This window comes from Planomonospora antibiotica (assembly GCF_014647955.1).
GTDB classification, from domain to species: domain Bacteria; phylum Actinomycetota; class Actinomycetes; order Streptosporangiales; family Streptosporangiaceae; genus Planomonospora; species Planomonospora parontospora.
In genome coordinates this window covers 275,526-294,837 of the sequence record NZ_BMQE01000001.1, presented here as the reverse complement: position 1 = coordinate 294,837, position 19,312 = coordinate 275,526, and the positions used below count along the sequence as shown (strand labels likewise).

General features: G+C 74.2%; 17 protein-coding genes. 10 read left to right on the top strand and 7 right to left on the bottom strand.

Annotated elements, in window-relative coordinates; all coding sequences use genetic code 11:
• The first annotated feature begins 58 nt into the window (after positions 1–58).
• Both IEZ06_RS36040 and IEZ06_RS36035 read left to right on the top strand, forming a co-directional pair.
• Positions 59–349 (top strand): hypothetical protein, encoded by a 291-nt coding sequence (locus IEZ06_RS36040; protein WP_229797695.1) that lies wholly within the window; start codon positions 59–61, stop codon positions 347–349.
• 41 nt (positions 350–390) lie between these two features.
• Entirely contained in the window at positions 391–714 is a 324-nt protein-coding gene (locus IEZ06_RS36035; protein WP_229797694.1) for a dihydrofolate reductase family protein, read from the top strand.
• Between the two features lie 121 nt (positions 715–835).
• On the opposite strand, the gene IEZ06_RS01315 is transcribed toward IEZ06_RS36035, so the two are convergent.
• The gene (locus IEZ06_RS01315) at positions 836–1,339 is read right to left on the bottom strand and encodes an FBP domain-containing protein (RefSeq protein ID WP_189234783.1); all 504 of its coding nucleotides are present in this window, start codon (positions 1,337–1,339) and stop codon (positions 836–838) included.
• Between the two features lie 67 nt (positions 1,340–1,406).
• On the opposite strand from IEZ06_RS01315, the gene IEZ06_RS01310 reads away from it, so the two are divergent.
• The 4 genes from IEZ06_RS01310 to IEZ06_RS01295 all read left to right on the top strand — a co-directional run bounded on the left by IEZ06_RS01310 (position 1,407) and on the right by IEZ06_RS01295 (position 3,936).
• Entirely contained in the window at positions 1,407–1,976 is a 570-nt protein-coding gene (locus IEZ06_RS01310; protein ID WP_189234782.1) for a TetR/AcrR family transcriptional regulator, read from the top strand.
• 138 nt (positions 1,977–2,114) lie between these two features.
• Positions 2,115–2,336: a hypothetical protein gene (locus IEZ06_RS01305; RefSeq protein WP_189234781.1), complete on the top strand. Its 222-nt coding sequence runs from the start codon at positions 2,115–2,117 to the stop codon at positions 2,334–2,336.
• Between the two features lie 117 nt (positions 2,337–2,453).
• Positions 2,454–3,050, top strand: a complete 597-nt coding sequence (locus IEZ06_RS01300; RefSeq protein WP_189234780.1) for a C40 family peptidase — start codon at positions 2,454–2,456, stop codon at positions 3,048–3,050.
• Positions 3,051–3,075: 25 nt separating this feature from the next.
• The gene (locus IEZ06_RS01295; protein WP_189234779.1) at positions 3,076–3,936 is read left to right on the top strand and encodes an LLM class flavin-dependent oxidoreductase; all 861 of its coding nucleotides are present in this window, start codon (positions 3,076–3,078) and stop codon (positions 3,934–3,936) included.
• 26 nt (positions 3,937–3,962) lie between these two features.
• Here the strand turns inward: IEZ06_RS01295 and IEZ06_RS01290 are convergent, their stop codons facing one another.
• From IEZ06_RS01290 to glnA2, 5 genes are all read right to left on the bottom strand, one after another.
• Positions 3,963–5,036, bottom strand: coding sequence for a hypothetical protein (locus tag IEZ06_RS01290; RefSeq protein ID WP_189234778.1), 1,074 nt, complete (start codon positions 5,034–5,036; stop codon positions 3,963–3,965).
• A gap of 170 nt (positions 5,037–5,206) precedes the next feature.
• Positions 5,207–8,194, bottom strand: coding sequence for a bifunctional [glutamine synthetase] adenylyltransferase/[glutamine synthetase]-adenylyl-L-tyrosine phosphorylase (locus tag IEZ06_RS01285; protein ID WP_189234777.1), 2,988 nt, complete (start codon positions 8,192–8,194; stop codon positions 5,207–5,209).
• Positions 8,195–8,388: 194 nt separating this feature from the next.
• Positions 8,389–9,114 carry a PaaI family thioesterase gene (locus IEZ06_RS01280; RefSeq protein WP_189234776.1) on the bottom strand — a complete coding sequence of 242 codons (726 nt, stop codon included), beginning with the start codon at positions 9,112–9,114 and terminating at the stop codon, positions 8,389–8,391.
• A gap of 254 nt (positions 9,115–9,368) precedes the next feature.
• A complete protein-coding gene (locus IEZ06_RS01275) occupies positions 9,369–10,298 on the bottom strand; it encodes a serine/threonine-protein kinase (RefSeq protein WP_189234775.1) in 930 nt (309 codons plus the stop codon).
• 215 nt (positions 10,299–10,513) lie between these two features.
• The gene (gene glnA2 / locus IEZ06_RS01270) at positions 10,514–11,875 is read right to left on the bottom strand and encodes a gamma-glutamylpolyamine synthetase GlnA2 (protein ID WP_068894311.1); all 1,362 of its coding nucleotides are present in this window, start codon (positions 11,873–11,875) and stop codon (positions 10,514–10,516) included.
• A gap of 326 nt (positions 11,876–12,201) precedes the next feature.
• Here glnA2 and IEZ06_RS01265 point away from each other — a divergent pair, with 326 nt between their 5' ends.
• On the top strand, positions 12,202–13,152 hold the full coding sequence (locus tag IEZ06_RS01265) for a terpene synthase family protein (protein ID WP_189234774.1): 951 nt from the start codon (positions 12,202–12,204) through the stop codon (positions 13,150–13,152).
• A 114-nt stretch (positions 13,153–13,266) separates the two neighbouring features.
• Here the strand turns inward: IEZ06_RS01265 and IEZ06_RS01260 are convergent, their stop codons facing one another.
• Positions 13,267–14,265, bottom strand: a complete 999-nt coding sequence (locus IEZ06_RS01260; RefSeq protein WP_189234773.1) for an ArsR/SmtB family transcription factor — start codon at positions 14,263–14,265, stop codon at positions 13,267–13,269.
• A gap of 47 nt (positions 14,266–14,312) precedes the next feature.
• Between IEZ06_RS01260 and IEZ06_RS01255 the strand changes: the two genes are divergently transcribed.
• The 3 genes from IEZ06_RS01255 to IEZ06_RS37435 all read left to right on the top strand — a co-directional run bounded on the left by IEZ06_RS01255 (position 14,313) and on the right by IEZ06_RS37435 (position 19,312).
• The gene (locus tag IEZ06_RS01255) at positions 14,313–15,632 is read left to right on the top strand and encodes an MDR family MFS transporter (protein ID WP_189234772.1); all 1,320 of its coding nucleotides are present in this window, start codon (positions 14,313–14,315) and stop codon (positions 15,630–15,632) included.
• Between the two features lie 94 nt (positions 15,633–15,726).
• Positions 15,727–17,736: a sensor histidine kinase gene (locus IEZ06_RS01250; protein ID WP_189234771.1), complete on the top strand. Its 2,010-nt coding sequence runs from the start codon at positions 15,727–15,729 to the stop codon at positions 17,734–17,736.
• A gap of 79 nt (positions 17,737–17,815) precedes the next feature.
• Entirely contained in the window at positions 17,816–19,312 is a 1,497-nt protein-coding gene (locus tag IEZ06_RS37435; RefSeq protein WP_189234770.1) for a BTAD domain-containing putative transcriptional regulator, read from the top strand.

Sequence of the window (19,312 nt, the reverse complement as noted above, 5' to 3'; positions counted from 1 at the left end):
CCGGTTCCGTCCGGGCGGTGGACACCGCATCGATCGGGGCGTCGGCGATACTGGGGGCGTGGAGTACGTGTCCAGAGTGCCGCGACCACCGCTGGACGGGCTGATCGACGACCTCTACTACCTGGAGGGCGCGCCGCCGTACGCCCGGCTGACGCTGCTCGAGCAGGAGCTGATGCGGCGGCTGTGCGAGACCGTCGGCCTGGGGCTGGTCCGCCATACGAGCAGCGCCAGCGGTGACGTCCCGTTGGACGGGAGCGGCGGGCTGAAGGTGTCGCAGACCTCCTCGACTACACCCGGCCGTACTGGGAGATCGGGGTCACGATCGCCGGCCGCCACGTCTTCGACCTGACGGACGGCTGGGACGGCAAGCCGCCGAGCGGCATCGACCACGTGGTCGTCGTGACGCACCGGCCGCAGCCCGAGGGCTGGGACCCCGAGGCGCCGTTCCACTTCGTCGACGGCGTCGAGGCGGCCGTGGCCAGGGCGCGGGAGCTCGCGGGTGACCGCGTGGTCGAGGTCGCCGCCGGCGACGTCGGCGGCCAGATGCTGGCCGCGGGTCTGGTCGACGAGGTGCGCATGGACGTCGTGCCCGTGGTGTTCGGGTCCGGCAAGCGCTACTTCGGGCCGGTCGACGCGCAGCACCTGTTGGAGGACCCTGACGTGGTGGTCCAGGGCGACCGGGTGCTCCACCTGCGCTACCGGGTGCGCCGGTGACCGATCTGAGCGGGTACGCGAGGGGAGGCATTCGTCGGCCCGGCCCGGTGTGCTCGGGCATCTCACCTGCGTGTGCATCGCGGCCCGGTGAGCCGGCGTGCCCGCCCGCTCACCCGTACGGTCATCCGGTCACCTTGTCCAGGAAGGAGTGCAGGTTGGCCCGGGTGCGGACGGCCTTCTCCGCCGGGGTGAGGGACTCCTCCACGACGACCACCCCGTCCCCCGCGGCCTGCTTCCTCCCCCGCGTGTAGAGCGAACAGGCAAGGTCGGCGCAGAGGTACTGCCCGACCGAGTTGCCCTGGCGGCCGGACTCACCGGTCCGGCGCGCGGTCATCAGCGCCACACCGCCGCCGGGGTGCGTGGTCAGGCACAGTGAGCACATGCTGCGCGAGGTGAAGCCGCGCGATCCGCCGGATGTCGCCCGGAGGGAGACCCCGACGAGGCGGTCGTCGCGTTCGGCGACCAAGTAGGCGCGTTCGGGCGCGCCCGGATCTCGCCAGCCGAGGAAGTCGAGGTCCTCCCAGGGCTGGTCGGCGAGATCCTTGGGGAGGCCGAGGCGCTTGGCCTCGCCCTTGGAGCAGTTGACGAACGAGGTGCGGATGTCGTGTTCGGTGACCGGTCTCATGAGCGGGGAGGCTAGTCTTTCTTAAAGCAGGTAGGCAAATGCTTAAAACCTTTAAGAAGGGCGGGGCATGGCACGAGCAGGGCTGACCGCGGACCGTCTGACCCGGGCGGCGGCGGATCTGGCCGACGAGATCGGTTTCCAGAACGTGACCGTCTCGGTGCTCGCGCGCGGATTCGGAGTCAAGCCCGCGGCGCTGTACTCGCACGTCAAAGACGCACAGGAGCTGAGGGTCAGGGTGGCGCTGCTCGCCCTGGCGGAGCTCGCCGACAGGGCCGCCGCCGCCCTGGCGGGCCGTGCGGGCAAGGACGCGCTGGTGGCCTTCGCGAACGCCTACCGGGACTACGCCAAAGAGCACCCGGGCAGGTACGCCGCGATGCAGATCGGACTCGACTCGGAGGAGCTGGACATCGGCCCGGCGATCCGGCACGCGGAGATGACGAGGGCGATACTGCGCGGATACCGCCTGCCGGAGCCCGACCAGACGGATGCGGTCCGCATGCTGCACAGCACGTTCCACGGCTACGTCAGCCTGGAGATGGCAGGCGGGTTCCGCCGTACTCCCCGGGAGGTGGACGCCTCCTGGTCCAGGACCCTGGACGCCCTCGACGCCGTCCTGGGGAACTGGCCGTCCCCCTGACGCCCGACGCCGCCCCCGGCGCGCCGCACCCGGGGCCGCGCCACCTGGGACGCCCGGGACGCAAGTGGTGTCCCAGCGCTTTGCAAGCGGTCATCGGTATTCATTGAGGGCACAGAACCGCACATTCAGGAGAAAACCGTGTTCCGCACCGTCGCCACCACCGCCGGCGTCATCGTCATCGCCCTGTCCTCGCTCGTCGCCTGCAGCGTGGACGACGAGGCGTGCGCCGCCTCGGCCGGCACCACGGCGACCACCCGGTTCGTCCAGACCTCCACCGGTTTCACGGCGGACCAGAAGCCGAAGCCCAAGAAGACCAAGAAGAAGGTCGACATCGACGTCGACATCGACGACTGTGACTGAGCATGCGGGTCACCGGCTTCCGCGGCGTCACTGCAGGCCCGGCGGCGCTCACGCGGAACGGCGGGCCGTCCGACAGAATGAATCTTGACTTATCCCCATAGGACAGGATTCACCAGGATGACCGAGGCCGCCGGGAGGGCTCCCGCGCGCCGCCGACGGCCGGCGGCCGCGGTCGTGCTCGCGCTGCTCCTGCCGTTCGCGAGCGCCTCGGTCCCGGTACGGCCCTCCGTCACACCGGACCGGCTGGTCGCCGTCGCCCGCGCGATCGAGGCGGGGCACGCCCGGCCGGGGTGGGAGGGCGGCGCGATCCCCTACTCCTGGGGCGGCGGCCACGGCGAGCGGCCCGGCCCCTCCCTGGGGACGTGCCGGGGCTACCGGGGATCGATCAGGCCGTGCCCGGCCGCCGGGACGCTCGGACTCGACTGCTCCGGCCTGGCCCGGTGGGTCTACCACCTGGCCTACGGCCGCGACGTCCTGGGCCCGGGGAACACCGACGACCACCTCCGGCGGCTCACCAGGGTGCCGGCCGCGCACGCCCGCCCCGGCGACCTGGTCTTCTACGGCGAGGTGAGCGGGCGCAGAGTGCGGACCCACCATGTCGGGATCTACGTCGGCCAGGGCATGATGATCAATGCGTTGAGAACCGGCACCGAGGTCCGCACCGATCCCGTCACCCGGATCGAGGATTTCGCCGGATATTTCCGATACCTGTGACCACCGGCCGATCCAGAGGAGAGACATGCGCCTGGGCGTGATGTTCGAACGCGACCTTCCCCCCGAGTCCCTCATCCCCTTCGCCCGCAGCCTGGACGACACCGAGGTCGAGGACCTGTGGGTGGTGGAGGACCTGGGCTGGACCGGGTCGATCTCGTCGGCGGCCACCGCGCTCGCCGTCACCGAGCGGCTCCGCGTCGGCATCGGGATCGCCCCCGCCCCGCTGCGCAATCCGGCCCTGCTGGCCATGGAGCTCGGCAACCTCGCCCGTGTGCACCCCCACCGGCTGGTCGCCGGGATCGGTCACGGCGTACAGGACTGGATGCGTCGCGCAGGGGCCCTCGCGCCGTCGCCCCTGGCTCTGCTGGAGGAGACCGTCACGGCCGTGCGGGCGCTCCTGCGCGGGGAGACGGTCACTCTCGAGGGCCGGGCCGTACGGCTCGACGGGGTGAGCCTGGTGCACCCGCCCGCCGTGCCGCCGCCGGTGCTCGCCGGGGTGGTGCGCCCCCGGTCGCTGGAGCTGTCCGGACGGGTGGCGCAGGGCACGATCCTGCCCGAGGGGTTCGGCCCCGAGCGGGTCGGGGAGGCCCGCGAGATGATCGCCGCGGGCGGCGGGAAGGACGGCCACGAACTGGTGGTCTTCGTCCACCTGTACGTCGGCGACGACCCGGAGCAGGTCCGCGAGGCCGTACGGCCCGCCGCGGTGGGGCAGGCGGGCTTCCTGGGCGTCGCACCGGAGGACGTGCCGATGGCGGCGGGCTCCGCCGGGGAGGCGGCCGACGTCGTGCGGTCGCTGTGGGAGGCCGGCGCCGACACCGTGGTGCTCCGCCCGGTCGGCCCCGAGCCGCTGGGGCACGTCGACCGGGTCCTCGCCGCCCTGCGTTGACCCCGGGCCCCCGGCCGTCCGGACGGCTACGAGCGGTGCCGGAAGCCGGTGAGGCGGCGCAGCACGTCCCACCAGAAGGGCGCGCCGAACAGCAGGGCGATCATGGTCAGGACGTAGCCGGGCCAGTGCCCGGGGGTGATGAGGCGGTCCCACCAGACGGCGCCGTTCCAGTTGAAGGACGGGTCGCCGCCGTCCGGCGGAAGGGAGACGCTCACGATGGAGTGGTCGAAGATCTTGACGAGGGCCGGCGAGCTGAAGGACTCGGTCACGCAGCCGAGGGCGTCGGTCGAGACCGTGGGGTCGCATCGCTCCCGCAGGCCGGCGAGCGCCTCCTGGCCGCCCTCCGCCACGGCCGCCACCGCGGCCCGGTAGGCGTTGTCGCGCAGCAGGGTCTTGCCGTACTCCAGCGCGTCCATGCCCAGCAGCAGGGTCAGCGCCGCCCCGAGCGCGAACAGCACCCACTTGACGTAGCGGCGGTACAGCGTGGACAGGCGCTGCATCTCGCCGTCGAACCAGTTCTCGACGCCCTTGCGGAACTTGTCCAGATCGCGCTGGGCGCCCTCCCAGACGCCCTTGAGGTGCCCCGCCAGCGGGCTGCCGACGGCCTCCAGCTTGGTGAGCAGGCCGTCCACCCCGCCCTCCTCGGCGGAGACCAGCTCCATGACCGCGCCGGAGAAGCGCTCGGGCGGGATGTCGGCGATGGTGGTCCGCGCCCCCTTGGGGTGGTCGATCTCCTGCAGCCGCCGGTAGAGCCGCGCGGTCATGTCGACGTCGGGGGCGGGCTCCTCGGCCGCCAGCACGGCGGTGGGATCGACGGGCATCGGCGCGACCACGGGAGGGGCGGGGTCGGGGCTGTGCTCGGGCCGCGGATCGTTCCTGGAGAAGGGCAGCCTGGCGAAGACGTCGGCGACCTTGGACGGGATCCACGACGTCCCGTCAGCGGAGCCTCCGTCCATGGTGTCGCGCAGGTAGGCCCAGAGGAACTTGCTCCGGATCCCGAGCAGGCGGACGAAGGCCTCGTTGACCCCGCTCACCAGGAGCGAGAGCAGCAGGAAGGCCAGCACGAGCCCGATGGCCAGGTCGACGTAGACCGATATCACAAGAGATCACCCGCACCGTTACTACACGCACGGCACAGCCGGCGCAAGGAGACTCTGCGATTCCGGTAAAACCGGCCCAGGAACCGCCGGTTCCCGCGGAAGACGCGCCCCGCGGCTCACCGCAGCGGCCGGTTCCCGCAGAAGGCGCGCCCCACGACTTCCCGGGGCGGTCAGCTCTCGTAGAAGACGCGCTCCACGACCTGGCGGGCCCGCCGGGTGACGCGGCGGTAGTCGTCCAGGAAGTCCTCGCTGGCCTCCGGCGGGTAGCCGAGCGCCCGGGACAGGAGCGTGCGCTCGCGCACGTCCGCGGGGATGGAGTCGGCGGCGCGGCCCCGGACCAGCATGATCGCGTCGCGGATGCGGGAGGCGAGCCGCCAGGCCTCGGCGAGCACGGCCTCGTCCTCGGCGGGCAGCAACCCTTCGGCGACCGCCGCGCGCAGCGCCTCCAGGGTGCGGGTGGTCCGCAGCGACGGCAGCTCCCCGGCGTGGCGGAGCTGGACGAGCTGGGCCACCCACTCCACGTCCGACAGCCCGCCCCGGCCGAGCTTGGTGTGCAGGGCCGGGTCGGCCCCGCGCGGCAGCCGCTCCGCCTCCATCCGCGCCTTCAGCCTGCGGATCTCCCGTACGGCCTCGTCCGGGACGCCCCCGGCCGGGTAGCGCAGCGGGTCGGCCAGCGCGAGGAACTCCCCCCCCAGGTCCGCGTCCCCGGCGCAGAAGCGGGCGCGCAGCAGCGCCTGGGACTCCCAGGGGGCCGACCAGCGCCCGTAGTAGGCGGCGTAGGAGGCGAGCGTGCGCACCAGCGGCCCGGCCTTGCCCTCGGGACGCAGACCGGCGTCGACGAGCAACGGCGGGTCGGGGGCGGGCAGGGCCAGCAGGCGGCGCAGCTCGTTGGCCACCGCGTGGGCGGCGCCGGCGGCCTCCTTCTCGGCCGTGCCGGGCAGCGGCGCGTGCACGAACATCACGTCGGCGTCGCTGCCGTAGGAGCACTCCAGCCCACCGAGGCGGCCCATGGCCATCACCGCGAACCTGGTGCCCAGCGGGGTCCGCCGCTCCATCTCGATCTTGCCGATCGCGGCGTCCAGGGCGGCCTGGACCGTCACGTCGTTGAGCGCGGACAGCGCCTGGCCGACCTGCTCGACGTCGAGGTGCCCGGTCAGGTCCGCCACCGCGGTGCGCAGCAGCTCCCGGCGGCGCAGGGCCCGCGCCGCGACGACCCCGGTCTCGGCGTCCCCGGGGTAGCGGCCGACCGTGGCCCGGGCCTCCGCCAGCAGCGCCCGCGCGGGCCGGGGGTCCAGCTGGCTGTCGGAGCCGAGCATCGCGACGGCCTCGGGGGCGTGCAGCAGCAGCCCGGTGACGTACCGGCCGGTGCCCAGGAGCCGCGCCAGCCGTTCGGCCACCGCGGTCTCGTCGCGCAGCAGCCGGAGGTACCACGGGGTGGTGCCCAGCCGGTCGGAGATCTGGCGGAAGCCGAGCAGGCCCGCGTCGGGGTCGGGGGCGTCGGCGAACCAGCCGAGCATGACCGGCAGCAGCGTGCGCTGGATCGCCGCCCTCCGGGAGACCCCGCTGGTCAGCGCGCTGATGTGGCGCAGCGCCCCGGCGGGGTCGGTGTAGCCGAGAGCCTCCAGCCGGGCCTGCGCGGCGGCGGCGGACAGGCGCACCTCGGACTCGGGCAGCCGGGCCACGGCCGCCAGCAGCGGCCGGTAGAACAGCTTCTCGTGCAGGCGGCGGGCCTGGTTCGCGTGCCGCTTCCACCGGGTGGTGAACTCCCCCACCGGGTCGGCGCTCATGCCCAGCGCCCGCCCGAGCCGCCGCAGGTCGGCCTCGGACTCGGGCACCACGTGCGTACGCCGGAGCCGGTGGAGCTGGAGCAGGTGCTCGATCTGACGCAGGAACGTGTAGGCCTCGGCGAGCGCCCTGGCGTCCTCCCGCCCGACGTAGCCGCCCCGGGACAGGGCCGCCAGCGCGGAGAGCGTGGCGCGGCGGCGCAGCAGCGGGTCGGAGCGGCCGTGCACGAGCTGGAGGAGCTGGACGGCGAACTCGATGTCGCGCAGGCCCCCGGGCCCGAGCTTGATCTGCCGCCCGGCCTCCTCGGCCCGGACGTGGGCCTCCACGCGGCGGCGCATCGCCTGCACGTCCTCGACGAACCCCTCCCGGGCCACGGCCTGCCAGACCAGCTCGTCGACGGTGTCGGCGTAGCGGCCGCCGAGCTCCGGGTCGCCCGCGACCGGGCGGGCCTTCAGCAGCGCCTGGAACTCCCACGTCTTGGCCCAGCGCCGGTAGTAGGCCCGGTGGCTGGCGAGGGTCCGCACCAGCGGCCCGGCCTTTCCCTCGGGGCGCAGCGCGGCGTCCACCTCCCACAGGGAGCCTTCGGGGGTGGCGGCCGAGCAGGCGCGCATCATCCCCTGGGCCAGGCGGGTACCGAGCCGGACGGCCTCCGTCTCGTCCATCCCCTCGCCGGGCTCGGCGACGAAGATCACGTCGACGTCGCTGATGTAGTTGAGCTCCCGGGCGCCGCACTTGCCCATGCCGATGACGGCCAGCCGTACCCCGTCGCACTCGGGGTGCTGGGAGCGCGCGACGGCGAGCCCCGCCTCCAGCGCGGCGCCGGCCAGGGCGGACAGCTCCGCGGTGACCTCGGCGAGGGTCATCTCCCCGGCCAGGTCGCGCGCGGCCAGGTGGAGCAGGCGGCCCCGGTAGGCGACGCGCAGCGCGGACAGGACCTCCGTGCCGGAGCCCGCGGCGCGCGGTCCGGCCCCTTCGGGGTCGGCCCCGACGGCCAGGAGCAGCTCGGCGCGGAGCCCACCGCCGGACGGCCGGTCCGCGGCCCGCTCGCCTTCGAGCAGCCGCCGGTGCTCCGGGTGCCGGACGACGTGCTCTCCCAGCGCGGCGCTGACGCCGAGGACGCGCAGCAGCCTGGCCCGCAGGCCGGGGTCCGCGTGGAGCGCTCCGAGGACGCCCGGGTCCCGTTCGGCCAGCCGGGTGAGCGAGGTGAGCGCCAGGTCGGGGTCGGCGGTGGCGACCAGGGAGTCCAGCAGGCCGAGGTCCCCGGCGGTCTCGGGGCCCAGCTCGCCGAGGAGGCGCTCGGCCCTGGCCCCGTCGACGAATCCGAGCCGGGCCAGTCGTCCGGCGGTCGTCTGGATCCGGGGCACGGTGTTCACCGTCCCTCCCTCGTCTGCGATCGCGGGCACAGCTGACGCCTCCCCATCTTCGCATCAGGGGATCGCGGGCACACGCCGCGCCGCCGGGGCCCCGGGCGCGCCCGGGTGTCCTGCCCCGCCCCCGCCCGCCGCCGTACGGCCCGCGGGCGGGTCTGCCCCTACGGCCCGCCGTACGGGCCGCTGTACGGCGACGCTCAGGCCGGCATGATCCAGGTCGCCTTGGCGGCGGCCACCAGGGTGCCGTCCACCTCGTAGATCGCGCTCTCGCCGAAGAGCTTGCGGCCCTCGCGGCCGGTGGCGCGGGCGACCACGGAGTAGGTGCCGCCGGGGTAGACGCGGCGGTGGACCCGCGCGGTCAGGCGGCCCAGGAGCGCGAACTCGCCGGGCGCGAAGTGGGCCCAGCCGGTGGCGCAGTCGAGCGCGGCCCAGATGACCGCGTCGGGGACGACGCCGTCCTCGTCGGTGACGGTCATCGGCACGCGCCAGCCCGCCGCGACCAGGTCGGTGCCCTCCACCGGGCCGGGGAAGATCCGCAGACCATCGCCGGGGGCGCGCAGTCCGCAGACGAAGCAGCCGGGGAAGGCGTGCCCGGCCAGGCCCGGGAAGCCCCGCTCGGCGTGGGCCGCGTCGGCGAAGGGCACGAACGCCGGGGCGTCGAGCGGCTCGGCGACGTCGATCGCCTCCACGAGGAGCTCGTCGCCCCGCGTGAGGGTGGCGGTGTTGGCGAGCTGGCGCAGGTCCAGCGGGGTCTCCAGCGGGGTGGGCGCGTGCAGCGTCACCTCGACGGCCGAGCCGTGCCGGGCGCCGTTCAGCGCCTCGGAGACCGTGCCCGCGATCCATCCGCCGTTCGCGGTGCCCTCGGGTCCGCGGAAACGTGCCGGAACGGTCACCACGGTCTGCAGACCGGCAGCCGTCGTCATGCCGCACCTCCTTGTCGCCTTATATGGCGATTAAGTGTCAAGTTTCAACAAGAAAAGGACCAACCGATTTTACCGAAGCGGTCGCGTGTACAGCCGACCAGGGGTCGGTGGCGCCTTGCGGGCCATCGGTGACGGGGGTATGACGCCGCTGGAGGCGCCATGGAGCACACGCCTCAGCAGGCACTTTCGCACCAGAGGATCCCATGCCCGCCCCATGGCGCGCACACTGCCCACCAGCTGCGGGACGAATCTCCTCAGAAGACCCGAGAAGCATCCGGCAGAGCACTCCCGGCGAGTCCCGGCGGCGCTCCGACCCGGTCGCCGCCCCAGTCGCCGCCGCCCCAGTCGCCGCCCCGGTCGCTGCCGCCCCGGTCGCCGCCGCTCCGGCCGGGCAGGCCGAGCACCAGGTCGCGGGAGGAGGGGCGGGCGCCGGGGTCCTTGTCCAGCGCGGCGGCGGCCAGCGACCGCAGGGGCTCGGGCAGCGCGTCCGTCGACGGCTCACCGGTGAGGACCCGGTGCAGGACCGCACCCACGCTGCCGGCCTCGAACGGGCTGCGCCCGGTCGCCGCGAACAGCACCACCGCACCCCAGGCGAACACGTCGGCGGCGGGGCCGATCCGGGCCGCGGTCAGCACCTCCGGAGCCGTGTACGGCGGGGAGCCGACCACCCGGGCGGGGAAGGCGGACGACGTCCGCCTGGTCCGGGCGATGCCGAAGTCGATGACGCGGGGGCCGTCGGGACCGAGCAGAACGTCGTCCGGTTTGAGGTCGCGGTGGACGACGCCGGCCTCGTGGATGGCGGCCAGCGCGGTCGCGACCGCGGCGGCGAGCCCTACCAGCCGGTCGCCCGCCAGCACCCCGTCCGCCCGCACGGCCTCGCGCAGACTGGGTCCGTCGACGTACTCGCTGACGACGTACGGCTCCGGCCCGTCCTTATCCGCCGCGATCAGCCGGGCGGTGCAGCGCGAGACGACCCGCTGCGCCGCGGCCGCCTCTCCGGCGAAGCGCGCCCGCAGCACCGGGTCGGCCACCACGTCGCCGTGCAGCACCTTGACCGCGACCCTGACGCCGGCCTCGTCGCAGGCCTCGTAGACGACCCCCTGGCCTCCGGCCCCGAGCCTCGCGGTCAGCCGGTAGCCGCCCAGCCGCTCCGGATCCTCCGGCGCCAGCCCTGTCCGCCCCACCCGTGCACCTCCGTGACGTGTTCCAGCTGTCTTGGACGCACCGGATGACGCGATTGTTCGGGATCGAGGGGGACGACCGGCGTCGACGAACCTCCGCCGCCGGGGACACCGGCGGCCGCCCTCGGTCCCGGACCGGTGGAAAGGCCCTGGGCCGAACGGTTCGGGGCCGTCCGACCCAGAGTCCTTTACGAAGTAAGTACCGGTCTGACCTGGCCTTACAGGACCGGCAGGTAGCGGCCCAGCTCGAACTCGGTGACCTGGCGGCGGTAGTCGTTCCACTCGGCGCGCTTGTTGCGCAGGAAGTAGTCGAAGACGTGCTCGCCCAGGGTCTCGGCGACCAGTTCGCTGCGCTCCATGACGGCGATGGCCTCGTCGAGCGACTGCGGGAGCGGCGCGATGCCCAGGGCCCGGCGCTCGGCGCTGGTCAGCGCCCAGACGTCGTCCTCGGCGCCCGGCGGCATCTCGTAACCCTCCTCGATGCCCTTCAGCCCGGCCGCGAGGATCAGCGCGAAGGCCAGGTAGGGGTTGCAGGCCGAGTCGAGGGAGCGGAACTCGATGCGGGTGGAGCCGCTCTTGTGCGGCTTGTACATCGGCACGCGCACCAGGGCCGAGCGGTTGTTGTGGCCCCAGGAGATGTAGCTGGGGGCCTCGCCGCCCTGCCCGGCGATGGCCTCGGCCCCGCCCCACAGGCGCTTGTAGGAGTTGACCCACTGGTTGCAGACCGCGGTGATCTCCGCGGCGTGGGTGAGCAGGCCGCCGATGAAGGACCGGCCGATCTTGGAGAGCTGGTAGTCGGCGCCGGGCTCGTAGAAGGCGTTGCGGTCGCCCTCGAACAGCGACATGTGGGTGTGCATGCCGGAGCCGGGGTGCTCGGTGAAGGGCTTGGGCATGAAGCTCGCCCAGATGCCCTGCTCCAGCGCGACCTCCTTCATCACCAGCCGGAAGGTCATGATGTTGTCGGCGGTGGTGAGCGCGTCGGCGTAGCGCAGGTCGATCTCCTGCTGGCCGGGGGCGCCCTCGTGGTGACTGAACTCCACCGAGATGCCCATCGACTCCAGCATCATGATCGCGTTGCGCCGGAAGTCGTGGCCGGAGCTGTGCGGGGTGTGGTCGAAGTAGCCGCCCTCGTCGATCGGCTCCGGGCGCGTGCCGCGCTCGGGCCGGTTCTTCAGCAGGAAGAACTCGACCTCGGGGTGGGTGTAGAAGCTGAAGCCCATGTCGGAGGCCTTGGCCAGGGCCCGCTTGAGCACCCAGCGCGGGTCGGCGTGCGAGGGGGAGCCGTCCGGCATGAGGATGTCGCAGAACATCCGGGCCGCGGCCGGGTTCTCACTGCGCCACGGCAGGATCTGGAAGGTGGAGGGGTCGGGCTTGGCCAGCATGTCCGACTCGTAGACCCGGGCGAACCCCTCGATCGCCGAGCCGTCGAACCCGATGCCCTCGGCGAAGGCCCCTTCGAGCTCGGCCGGGGCGATGGCCACCGACTTGAGGAACCCGAGCACGTCGGTGAACCACAGCCGGATGAACCGGATGTCTCGCTCCTCGAGAGTGCGGAGGACGAACTCCTGCTGGCGGTCCAATGCTTCTCCTCCATAGCCGACGTGGTGCGACACGCCTGGTCGCCCACCAGTCTGCCCGCTGCGTGTTTCGCACACGTTACGAGGAATCACGGGGAGATGCGGCATCGGGGCCGCCCCTGGCGCCGATGCCGCCGGGCTCCGCCCACACCGGCCCCTCACCGGCCCCCCACCGGCCCCCCACCGGGCCTCCTCTGGCCCTCTCGATGTCTCCGCCGGGCATTCACCTGCGTTCTTCCCGTCGCGCCTCCGCGGAACCCGGGTGACCGCCTCACTACAGTGAGCGATCGGGAAAAGACGTGATGTTCCGCTCCGGGGGGAAGACGACGATGTACACCGAACTCCGCACCCCGCCCCGCGCGGCCGCGCTGCTGGCCCCGCTCACCGAGCGGCTCGCGGCGATGTCGGCGCCGTGCCCCATGCATCCGTCGGTCCACCGGATCGAGGCCGCGCTCATCGAGTGGTCCCGCCTGACCGGCCTGGAGGTCGACCGGGCGGCGGCCCTCCACCGCGTGGCGGGGCGGGCGTTCGCCCGGTGCGACACGGGCGCGGCCACCCTGTTCGCGCGCTGGCTGGCCTGGGCGCGCCGGTTCCGGGAGGAGTCCGACGCCTACGCCGGGGTGCTCATGGTGGCGGAGGGCGCCGAGCCGGGGCCGCGGCCGGTGGAGCGGGCCTTCGCCGGGCTGTGGCGCGAGTCCGCCGCGGGCATGGGCCGGGAGTGGCACGAACGGTTCCTGGCGGGGCTGACCGCCCAGCGCGCGGCCCTGCTCGACACCGCGCCGCCCGCTTCCCGGCCTGCACCCGCGCCACCCGCTCCCCGGGCCGGGCCCGCATCCGCGCCACCCGCTCCCCGGGCCGCGACCCCGCTCCCGGCCTGGACGCCGGACCGCCCCGCGCGGAGCAGGACCCTCTCCGGTCCCTACCTGTTCGATCTGGTGGAGCCGTGCCTGGGGGTGGAGGTGCCGGCCCCGGTGGCCGCCGACCGCCGGTGGCGGGCGCTCACCGAGGCGAGCGGCGACGTCGTCGCCTGGTGCGGCGACCTCGCGGCCGGGCACCGTACGGCCGGGCCCGGCGGCGAGGCGGCCGCGGAGCGGATCGTCGAGCGGCTGGTGGTCCGGATGGAGGAGTTGTGGACGGCGGCCTGGGCGGTCCCCGTGCTCGCGGAGCGGCACGGCCTCGGGCTGGCCGCCGGCCGCGACGTGACGCGGGTGGCCTGCGCGTTCCTGACCGTCTCCCGGGCCCACCTGGAGCACCTCCTGGAGTCCTGCCGCGCCCGGTGACTCCGTCGCCCTTCCTCATCGTGAGCGAGTCCTGGAGCACCTCCCGGGGTCCTGGAGCACCTCATGGAGTCCTGCCGCGCCCCCGCCGCCGCCGCGTCCCCCGCCCCCTTCCGCTCAGGAGGCGCAGACCAGGGAGTCCCCCACCGGCGTGCGCCGGTAGACGACCTCGCGGCCGAGGCGGTGACGGGTGACCAGTCCGCCTCCGGCCAGGACGGTCAGGTGCTGGCTGACCGCGCCCGGGGTGAGCTCCATGCGGCGTGCCAGGGCCGTGGTGGTCGACGGGTCGGCGAGGGCGGTGAGGATCTGCGCGCGGGTCCGGCCGATCAGCGCGGCGAGCGCGCCCGGGGCGGGCGGCGGGCTCGCCGCCCAGAGGGTGCCGACCCCGTTCGCCGGGTAGACGAGCATCGGCTGGTACGGCTCGACCACCGCGGCCGTGTCCGGCCACCAGAAGGCGGTGGGCACCAGCACCAGCCCGTCGCCGCCCAGCGGCGCGGAGTAGGACCAGTTCCGCACCACCGCGAGCCGGTCGCCGCGCCAGCTGACGTTCGGGTGCAGGTCGGCGAAGAGCTCCCGGGCGCCGCCGGCGGCGAGCTGCCGGGAGCGGCGCATCACCTCGCCCTCCAGCAGTGCGTGGACCCGGGGCCAGAAGTCGGCGAAGGCCGTCTCCCAGTAGCGCTGCAGGGTGTCGGCGACCCGCGCCACCCCGGCCGCCGGGTCCGCCCGGAACCGCTCGATGGCACCGGGGTCGGTCCCGGCCACCCAGCCGGCCTCCGCGGCGGCCCGGTCGGGCGGTGTGCGCCGTACCCGCTCCAGCTCGGCGGCGAAGTCGGGCATCGGCGTGTCGGGCGTGGGGGTGACGAAGTCCACGAGGTAGCCGCGCTGCGGGACCAGCGCGAACAGCTCCGACAGGTCCAGGCCCGCCAGGCGGGGCCGTACGGCGCGCAGCCAGGGCAGGTGCAGGGAGTGCCGGGCCGGGTCGCGGAGCGTGCGCAGGCTGGCGACCAGCTCCCAGATGGGCGAGAAGGCGAAGCGGATCCGGGCCACGTCGTCGGGGGCGAAGATCCACTCGACGTGGCAGGAGGCCTTCCGGAAACCGCACGACTGTTCAGGCACGGCTAAAAGATTCGCATCCGCACGACCGGCTGTCCAAACCTTGGGCCATGACGAGCACGACCCTCACCAGCCCCTCGTTCCTGCAATCCAAGATCGGCGGCCTCCCCCGGGCCTTCTGGGCGCTGTGGGCCGGGACCCTGGTCAACCGGGTGGGCATGATGGTCGAGCCGTTCATCGGCGTGTACCTCACGCAGGCCCGCGGCATGTCCCTGGCCGCCGCGGGCGCGGTCATGGCGGTCTTCGGGGCGGGCTCGCTGATCTCGCAGCCGCTGGCGGGCTGGCTGGCCGACCGGTTCGGGCGGCGGGTCACGCTGACCGGCGGCATGGTCGCCACCGCCGCCACCATGGGGGCGCTGGGGGCCGCCGCCTCGCTGCCGGCGATCGTGGCGTCGATGTTCGTGCTCGGCGTGACGATCGACGCCTACCGGCCCGCGGCCAACGCCCTGGTGGCCGACCTGGTCGCGCCGGAGGACCGGCCCCGCGCCTACGGCCTGCTCTTCTGGGCGCTGAACCTCGGCTTCGCGGTCGCCATGGTCGCCGGCGGCTGGTTCGCCGAGGCCGGGTACGGCTGGATGTTCGCCTTCAACGCGACCACCTCGGTCCTCTTCGGACTGCTGGTGTGGCGGGCGGTGCCGGAGACGCGGCCCGCGCCGGGCGGGCGGGCGGCGGGCGGCGGCTACGGCGCCGTCTTCGCCGACCGCCTGATGGTCGCCTTCATCGTGATCTCCGTGCTCTCCACCCTGGTCTACGCCCAGGCGTTCACCACCCTGCCGCTGGCGATGACCGGCGCGGGGCTGTCCCCCTCGGCCTACGGCCTGGTCATGGCGGTCAACGGCGTCCTGATCGTCCTCATCCAGCCGCTGACCGGCGACTGGCTCGGCAGGCGGGACCACAGCACCGTGCTGGCGGTCGGGTTCGCGGTCATCGGCGGGGGCTTCGCGCTGACCGCCTTCGTCTCCGGCGTCGCCGGGTACGCCGCCACGGTGGTCGTCTGGACGCTGGGGGAGATCGTCACGGCCGGCGTCCCCGGGGCGGTCGTGGCCGCGCTCGCCCCCGCCCACCTGCGCGGGCGCTACTCCGGGATGTACGGCTTCGCCTGGTCGGCCGGGACCATGCTCGCCCCGCTGCTCGGCACCCGGCTGCTGGCGGCCGGTCCCGCCGTCCTCTGGCCGGTCGTCGGGGCGATCGAGCTGGTGGCCGCCGCGGGCCTGCTCGCGATCGGCCCGGCGCTGCGCCGCCGGGCGCGCGCGGCGGAGACGGAGACGGAGACGGAGACTGAGACGGAGACGGAGATGACGGCGGCGGAGACGATAATGACGGCGGCGGAGGCAGAGTCCGCGGCGACGAAGGCCGGACCGGCGCGTTGATCGTCCGTTGATCCGATCCGATCCGGTTTGATCGGATTGCTGTCCGCGCCGGTTAGGGTCCTGTCACATCGTGTTTCGTGAAAGGACCGACCATATGCGCGGGCTGGACAGGCTGTCCGCCGTGGTGGGCCCCGGGCGGGCGCGGGCCGCGGCGGCGGCGATCGCCGCGGCGGCCGTGGCCATGGAAATCGCCGACATCTGGGTGACCGCCCGGCTCCCGCAGTCCCCCTACACCCCGCTGCCGTTCGCCCCCGAGGACGTCGCGGGGACCGCCTTCCCGATCTTCGGAGCCCTGCTGGTCTTCCAGCGCCCGCGGCTGCTCGTCGGCTGGGTGCTGGCGGTGGGCGGACTGGCCTGCGCCGCCAACATCCTGGCGGCCAACGTCGCCCGGCTGCACGCCCCGACCCCGTACTCCCCGGACGCGCCCGTGCTGCTGTGGGTGATCGTCGGCCAGAGCTGGGCGCTGGCCTCGTTCCTGCTGGGCGTGCTGCTGCCGCTGGTGCACCCGACCGGCCGGCCGCCCTCGCGCCGCTGGCGTCCGCTGATCGTCTTCGCGGGCGCGGTCATGGCCCTGGACGGTGTGCTCCAGGCGGCGGTCCTCCTCCGGGCGGTCCCGGCGCAGCCGGTCCTCAGAGAGGTCCTGCACTGGCTGTCGGCCGCGTCCATGGTGCTGGCGGTCGCCTCCCTCGCCGGGCGCCTGCGCGGGGCGGATCCGCTCGATCGGCGGCGGATCCTCTGCCCGCTGGTGGCGACGACGACCGTGGTCGTTCCCTGGGTGGTCGGCGACCCGTTCTGGTGGCTGGCGTCGTTCACCATCCCGCTCGTCCCCGCCGCGATCGCGTTCGCCATCCTGCGGCACCGCCTCTACGGCATCGACACGCTGATCACCCGCGCGCTGGTCGGCGCCGGCCTGGTGGGCGTCATCGGCGGCGTCTACGTGGCGGTGGGCACCGCCACGAGCCTGCTGCTGTCCGACGTGGACCGGATCGGCGGCCTGCTCGCCGCGCTCTGCGCGGGGGCGTTCTTCCACCCGCTCCGCAAGGTGCTCCAGCGCGGCGCCGACCGCCTGCTCTACGGCAGCAAGGGCGATCCGGTGGCACTGGCCGCGGAGGTGCGGTCCCGGCTGCAGCGGGCCGACCCGGCCGAAGGGCTGCAGGCGGCCCTGGAGGTGCTGCGCGAGGGGCTCTCCGTCACCGGCGTGGCCGTGCGCTTCCCGCCCCGGCCCGCCGGCGGGACCGGTGGGACCGCCGGACCCCACGCCGGGCCGGCCGACGAGGTCTCGGGTGAGCTCGGCGAGGTGGTCCGGCGGGTCCCGCTGGTCTGGCACGGCGAGCCGGTCGGCCGGCTGCTCATCGGCCGCCCCGGAGCCCGGCGGCTGCCCGCGGCGCACAACGAGCGGGTCGTCTCCGCGCTCACGCCGTACATCGCGGACGCCGCCCACGCGGTCCTGCTGGTCGACACGCTGCGGCGCTCGCGCGAGCGGATCATCGCCACCCGCGAGGAGGAGCGCCGCCGCCTCCGCCGCGACCTGCACGACGGTCTCGGCCAGTCGCTCAGCGGCATGGCCATGTCCATCAACGCGGCCCGGCTCTCCCTGCACACCTCCCCCGAGAGCGCCGAACGGCTGCTCGACGGCCTGCGCTCCGGCATGGACAGCGTCACCAGCGACATCAGGCACCTGGTGTACGGCCTGCGCCCACCGGCCCTGGACGAGCTCGGGCTGGCCGGCGCCATCGGGGAGATGGCCGGGCCGGAGGTCGCGGTCGAGGTGCGCGGCGACCTCACCGGGCTGTCGGCCGCCGTCGAGGTCGCCGCCTACCGGATCGTCCAGGAGGCCCTGACCAACGCGCGCCGGCACGCCCGCGCCCGCACGGTCCGGGTCTCGCTGGAGCGGAGCGGGCAGCTGGGCGTCCGGGTGAGCGACGACGGCGTGGGCGTGCCCGCGGGCCGGCGCTCGGGGGTCGGGCTGGCGTCGATGCGCGAGAGGGCCGCCGAGCTCGGTGGGACCTGCATGATCACCTCTCCGCCGGAGGGCGGCACCGTGGTCGAGGCGGTGCTTCCGCTGGCCAGCGGCACGACCGTCGAGGCGGGGCCCACCGGATAACCGATTCCTTACAGGATGCGAACGATGGTGAATTTTGCCGTATTGCCATAGTCCAGGTGGTCGTACCCTTACCACTGCGATGCTGACTTTCCGTGCCCTCGGACCGTTCCAGGCGCGCCACGGCGACGTGGTGCTCGACCTCGGCGGTCAACGCCAGATGGCGGTGCTTGCCCGGCTGCTCGTGGCCGGTGGCCGCGCCGTCCCGGTGAGCGTGCTCATCGACGAGCTCTGGCCGGGTGAGCCCCCCGCCCAGGCCCTGTCCACCATCCAGGGATACGTCTCGCGGCTGCGGCGCGCGCTGGAGCCGGACCGCGCCCCCCGCAAGGAGGCCGGGGTCCTGGTCTCGGCCCCGCCGGGGTACGCGCTGCGCGCCACCGCCGAGCAGGTGGACTCCTGGCGGTTCGAGGGCGCCGTCAAACTCGACGGCGACCCGGCCGCGGTGTGGGCGCGCACGGAGGAGGCGCTCGCGCTCTGGCGGGGACCGGCGCTGGCCGAGTTCTCCGACCTGGCCTGGGCGGTGACCGAGGCGGGACGGCTGGAGGAGCTCCGGCTGACCGCGGTCGAGCGCCGGGCCGACGCCGGGCTGGCCCTCGGCCACTCCGCGGCCCTGGTCGCGGACCTGGAGGCGCACGTCTCGGCCCACCCGCTCCGGGAGGAGGCCTGGCGGCTGCTCGCCCTGGCCCTCTACCGCGGCGGCCGGCAGGGGGACGCCCTCGGCGCGCTCCGGCGCGCCAGGGCCGTGCTCCGCGACGAGCTCGGGCTGGACCTGGGCGCCACGCTGCAGCGCCTGGAGTCGGACATGCTCGCCCAGGCCCCCCATCTGGACCCGCCCGCCCCCCGGGCCGCCCAGGCCGTCCAGGTCGCGTCCCCGGAGGCGCCCGGGGAGGCGGGGACGCCCCCGGGGACGGAGGCCGAGACCCTCCGCGTCGTCGTGGTCGACGACCAGGCGCTGGTCCGCACCGGACTGCGGGTGGTGCTGGACAGCGAGCCGGGCTTCGAGCTCGCCGGGGAGGCCGAGAACGGCGAGCAGGCGATCGCGCTGGTCCGCGAGACCCGTCCCGACCTGGTGCTGATGGACATCCAGATGCCCCGGCTGGACGGCCTGACCGCCGCCCGCCGCATCCTCGCCGACGAGGACCCGCCCAAGGTGATCATGATGACCACGTTCGGCACCGACGACAACCTCTACTCCGCCCTGCGGGCCGGGGTGAGCGGCTTCGTCCTCAAGACCTCGGCCCCCGAGCAGCTCATCACCGCGATGCGCGCCGCGCAGGCCGGGGACGCGCTGATCGACCCGGCCGTCACCACCCGGCTGATCGCGGCCTTCGCCGGGCACTCCGACCCCGCGGCCCCGCCCGCGCTCGCCGGTCTCGGCGACGCCGAGCTGGACCTGCTGAAGCTGATCGCCCGCGGACTCACCAACCGGCAGATCGCCGCGACCCTGTCGGTCCCCGAGCCGTCCGTGGCCGAGTCGGTGGGCAAGCTCCTGGCGCACCTGGGGCTGTTCGACCGCGCGCAGCTCGTCGTCGCGGCGTACGAATCAGGCCTGGTCAACCCCGGTGACGTGAGCAGGTAG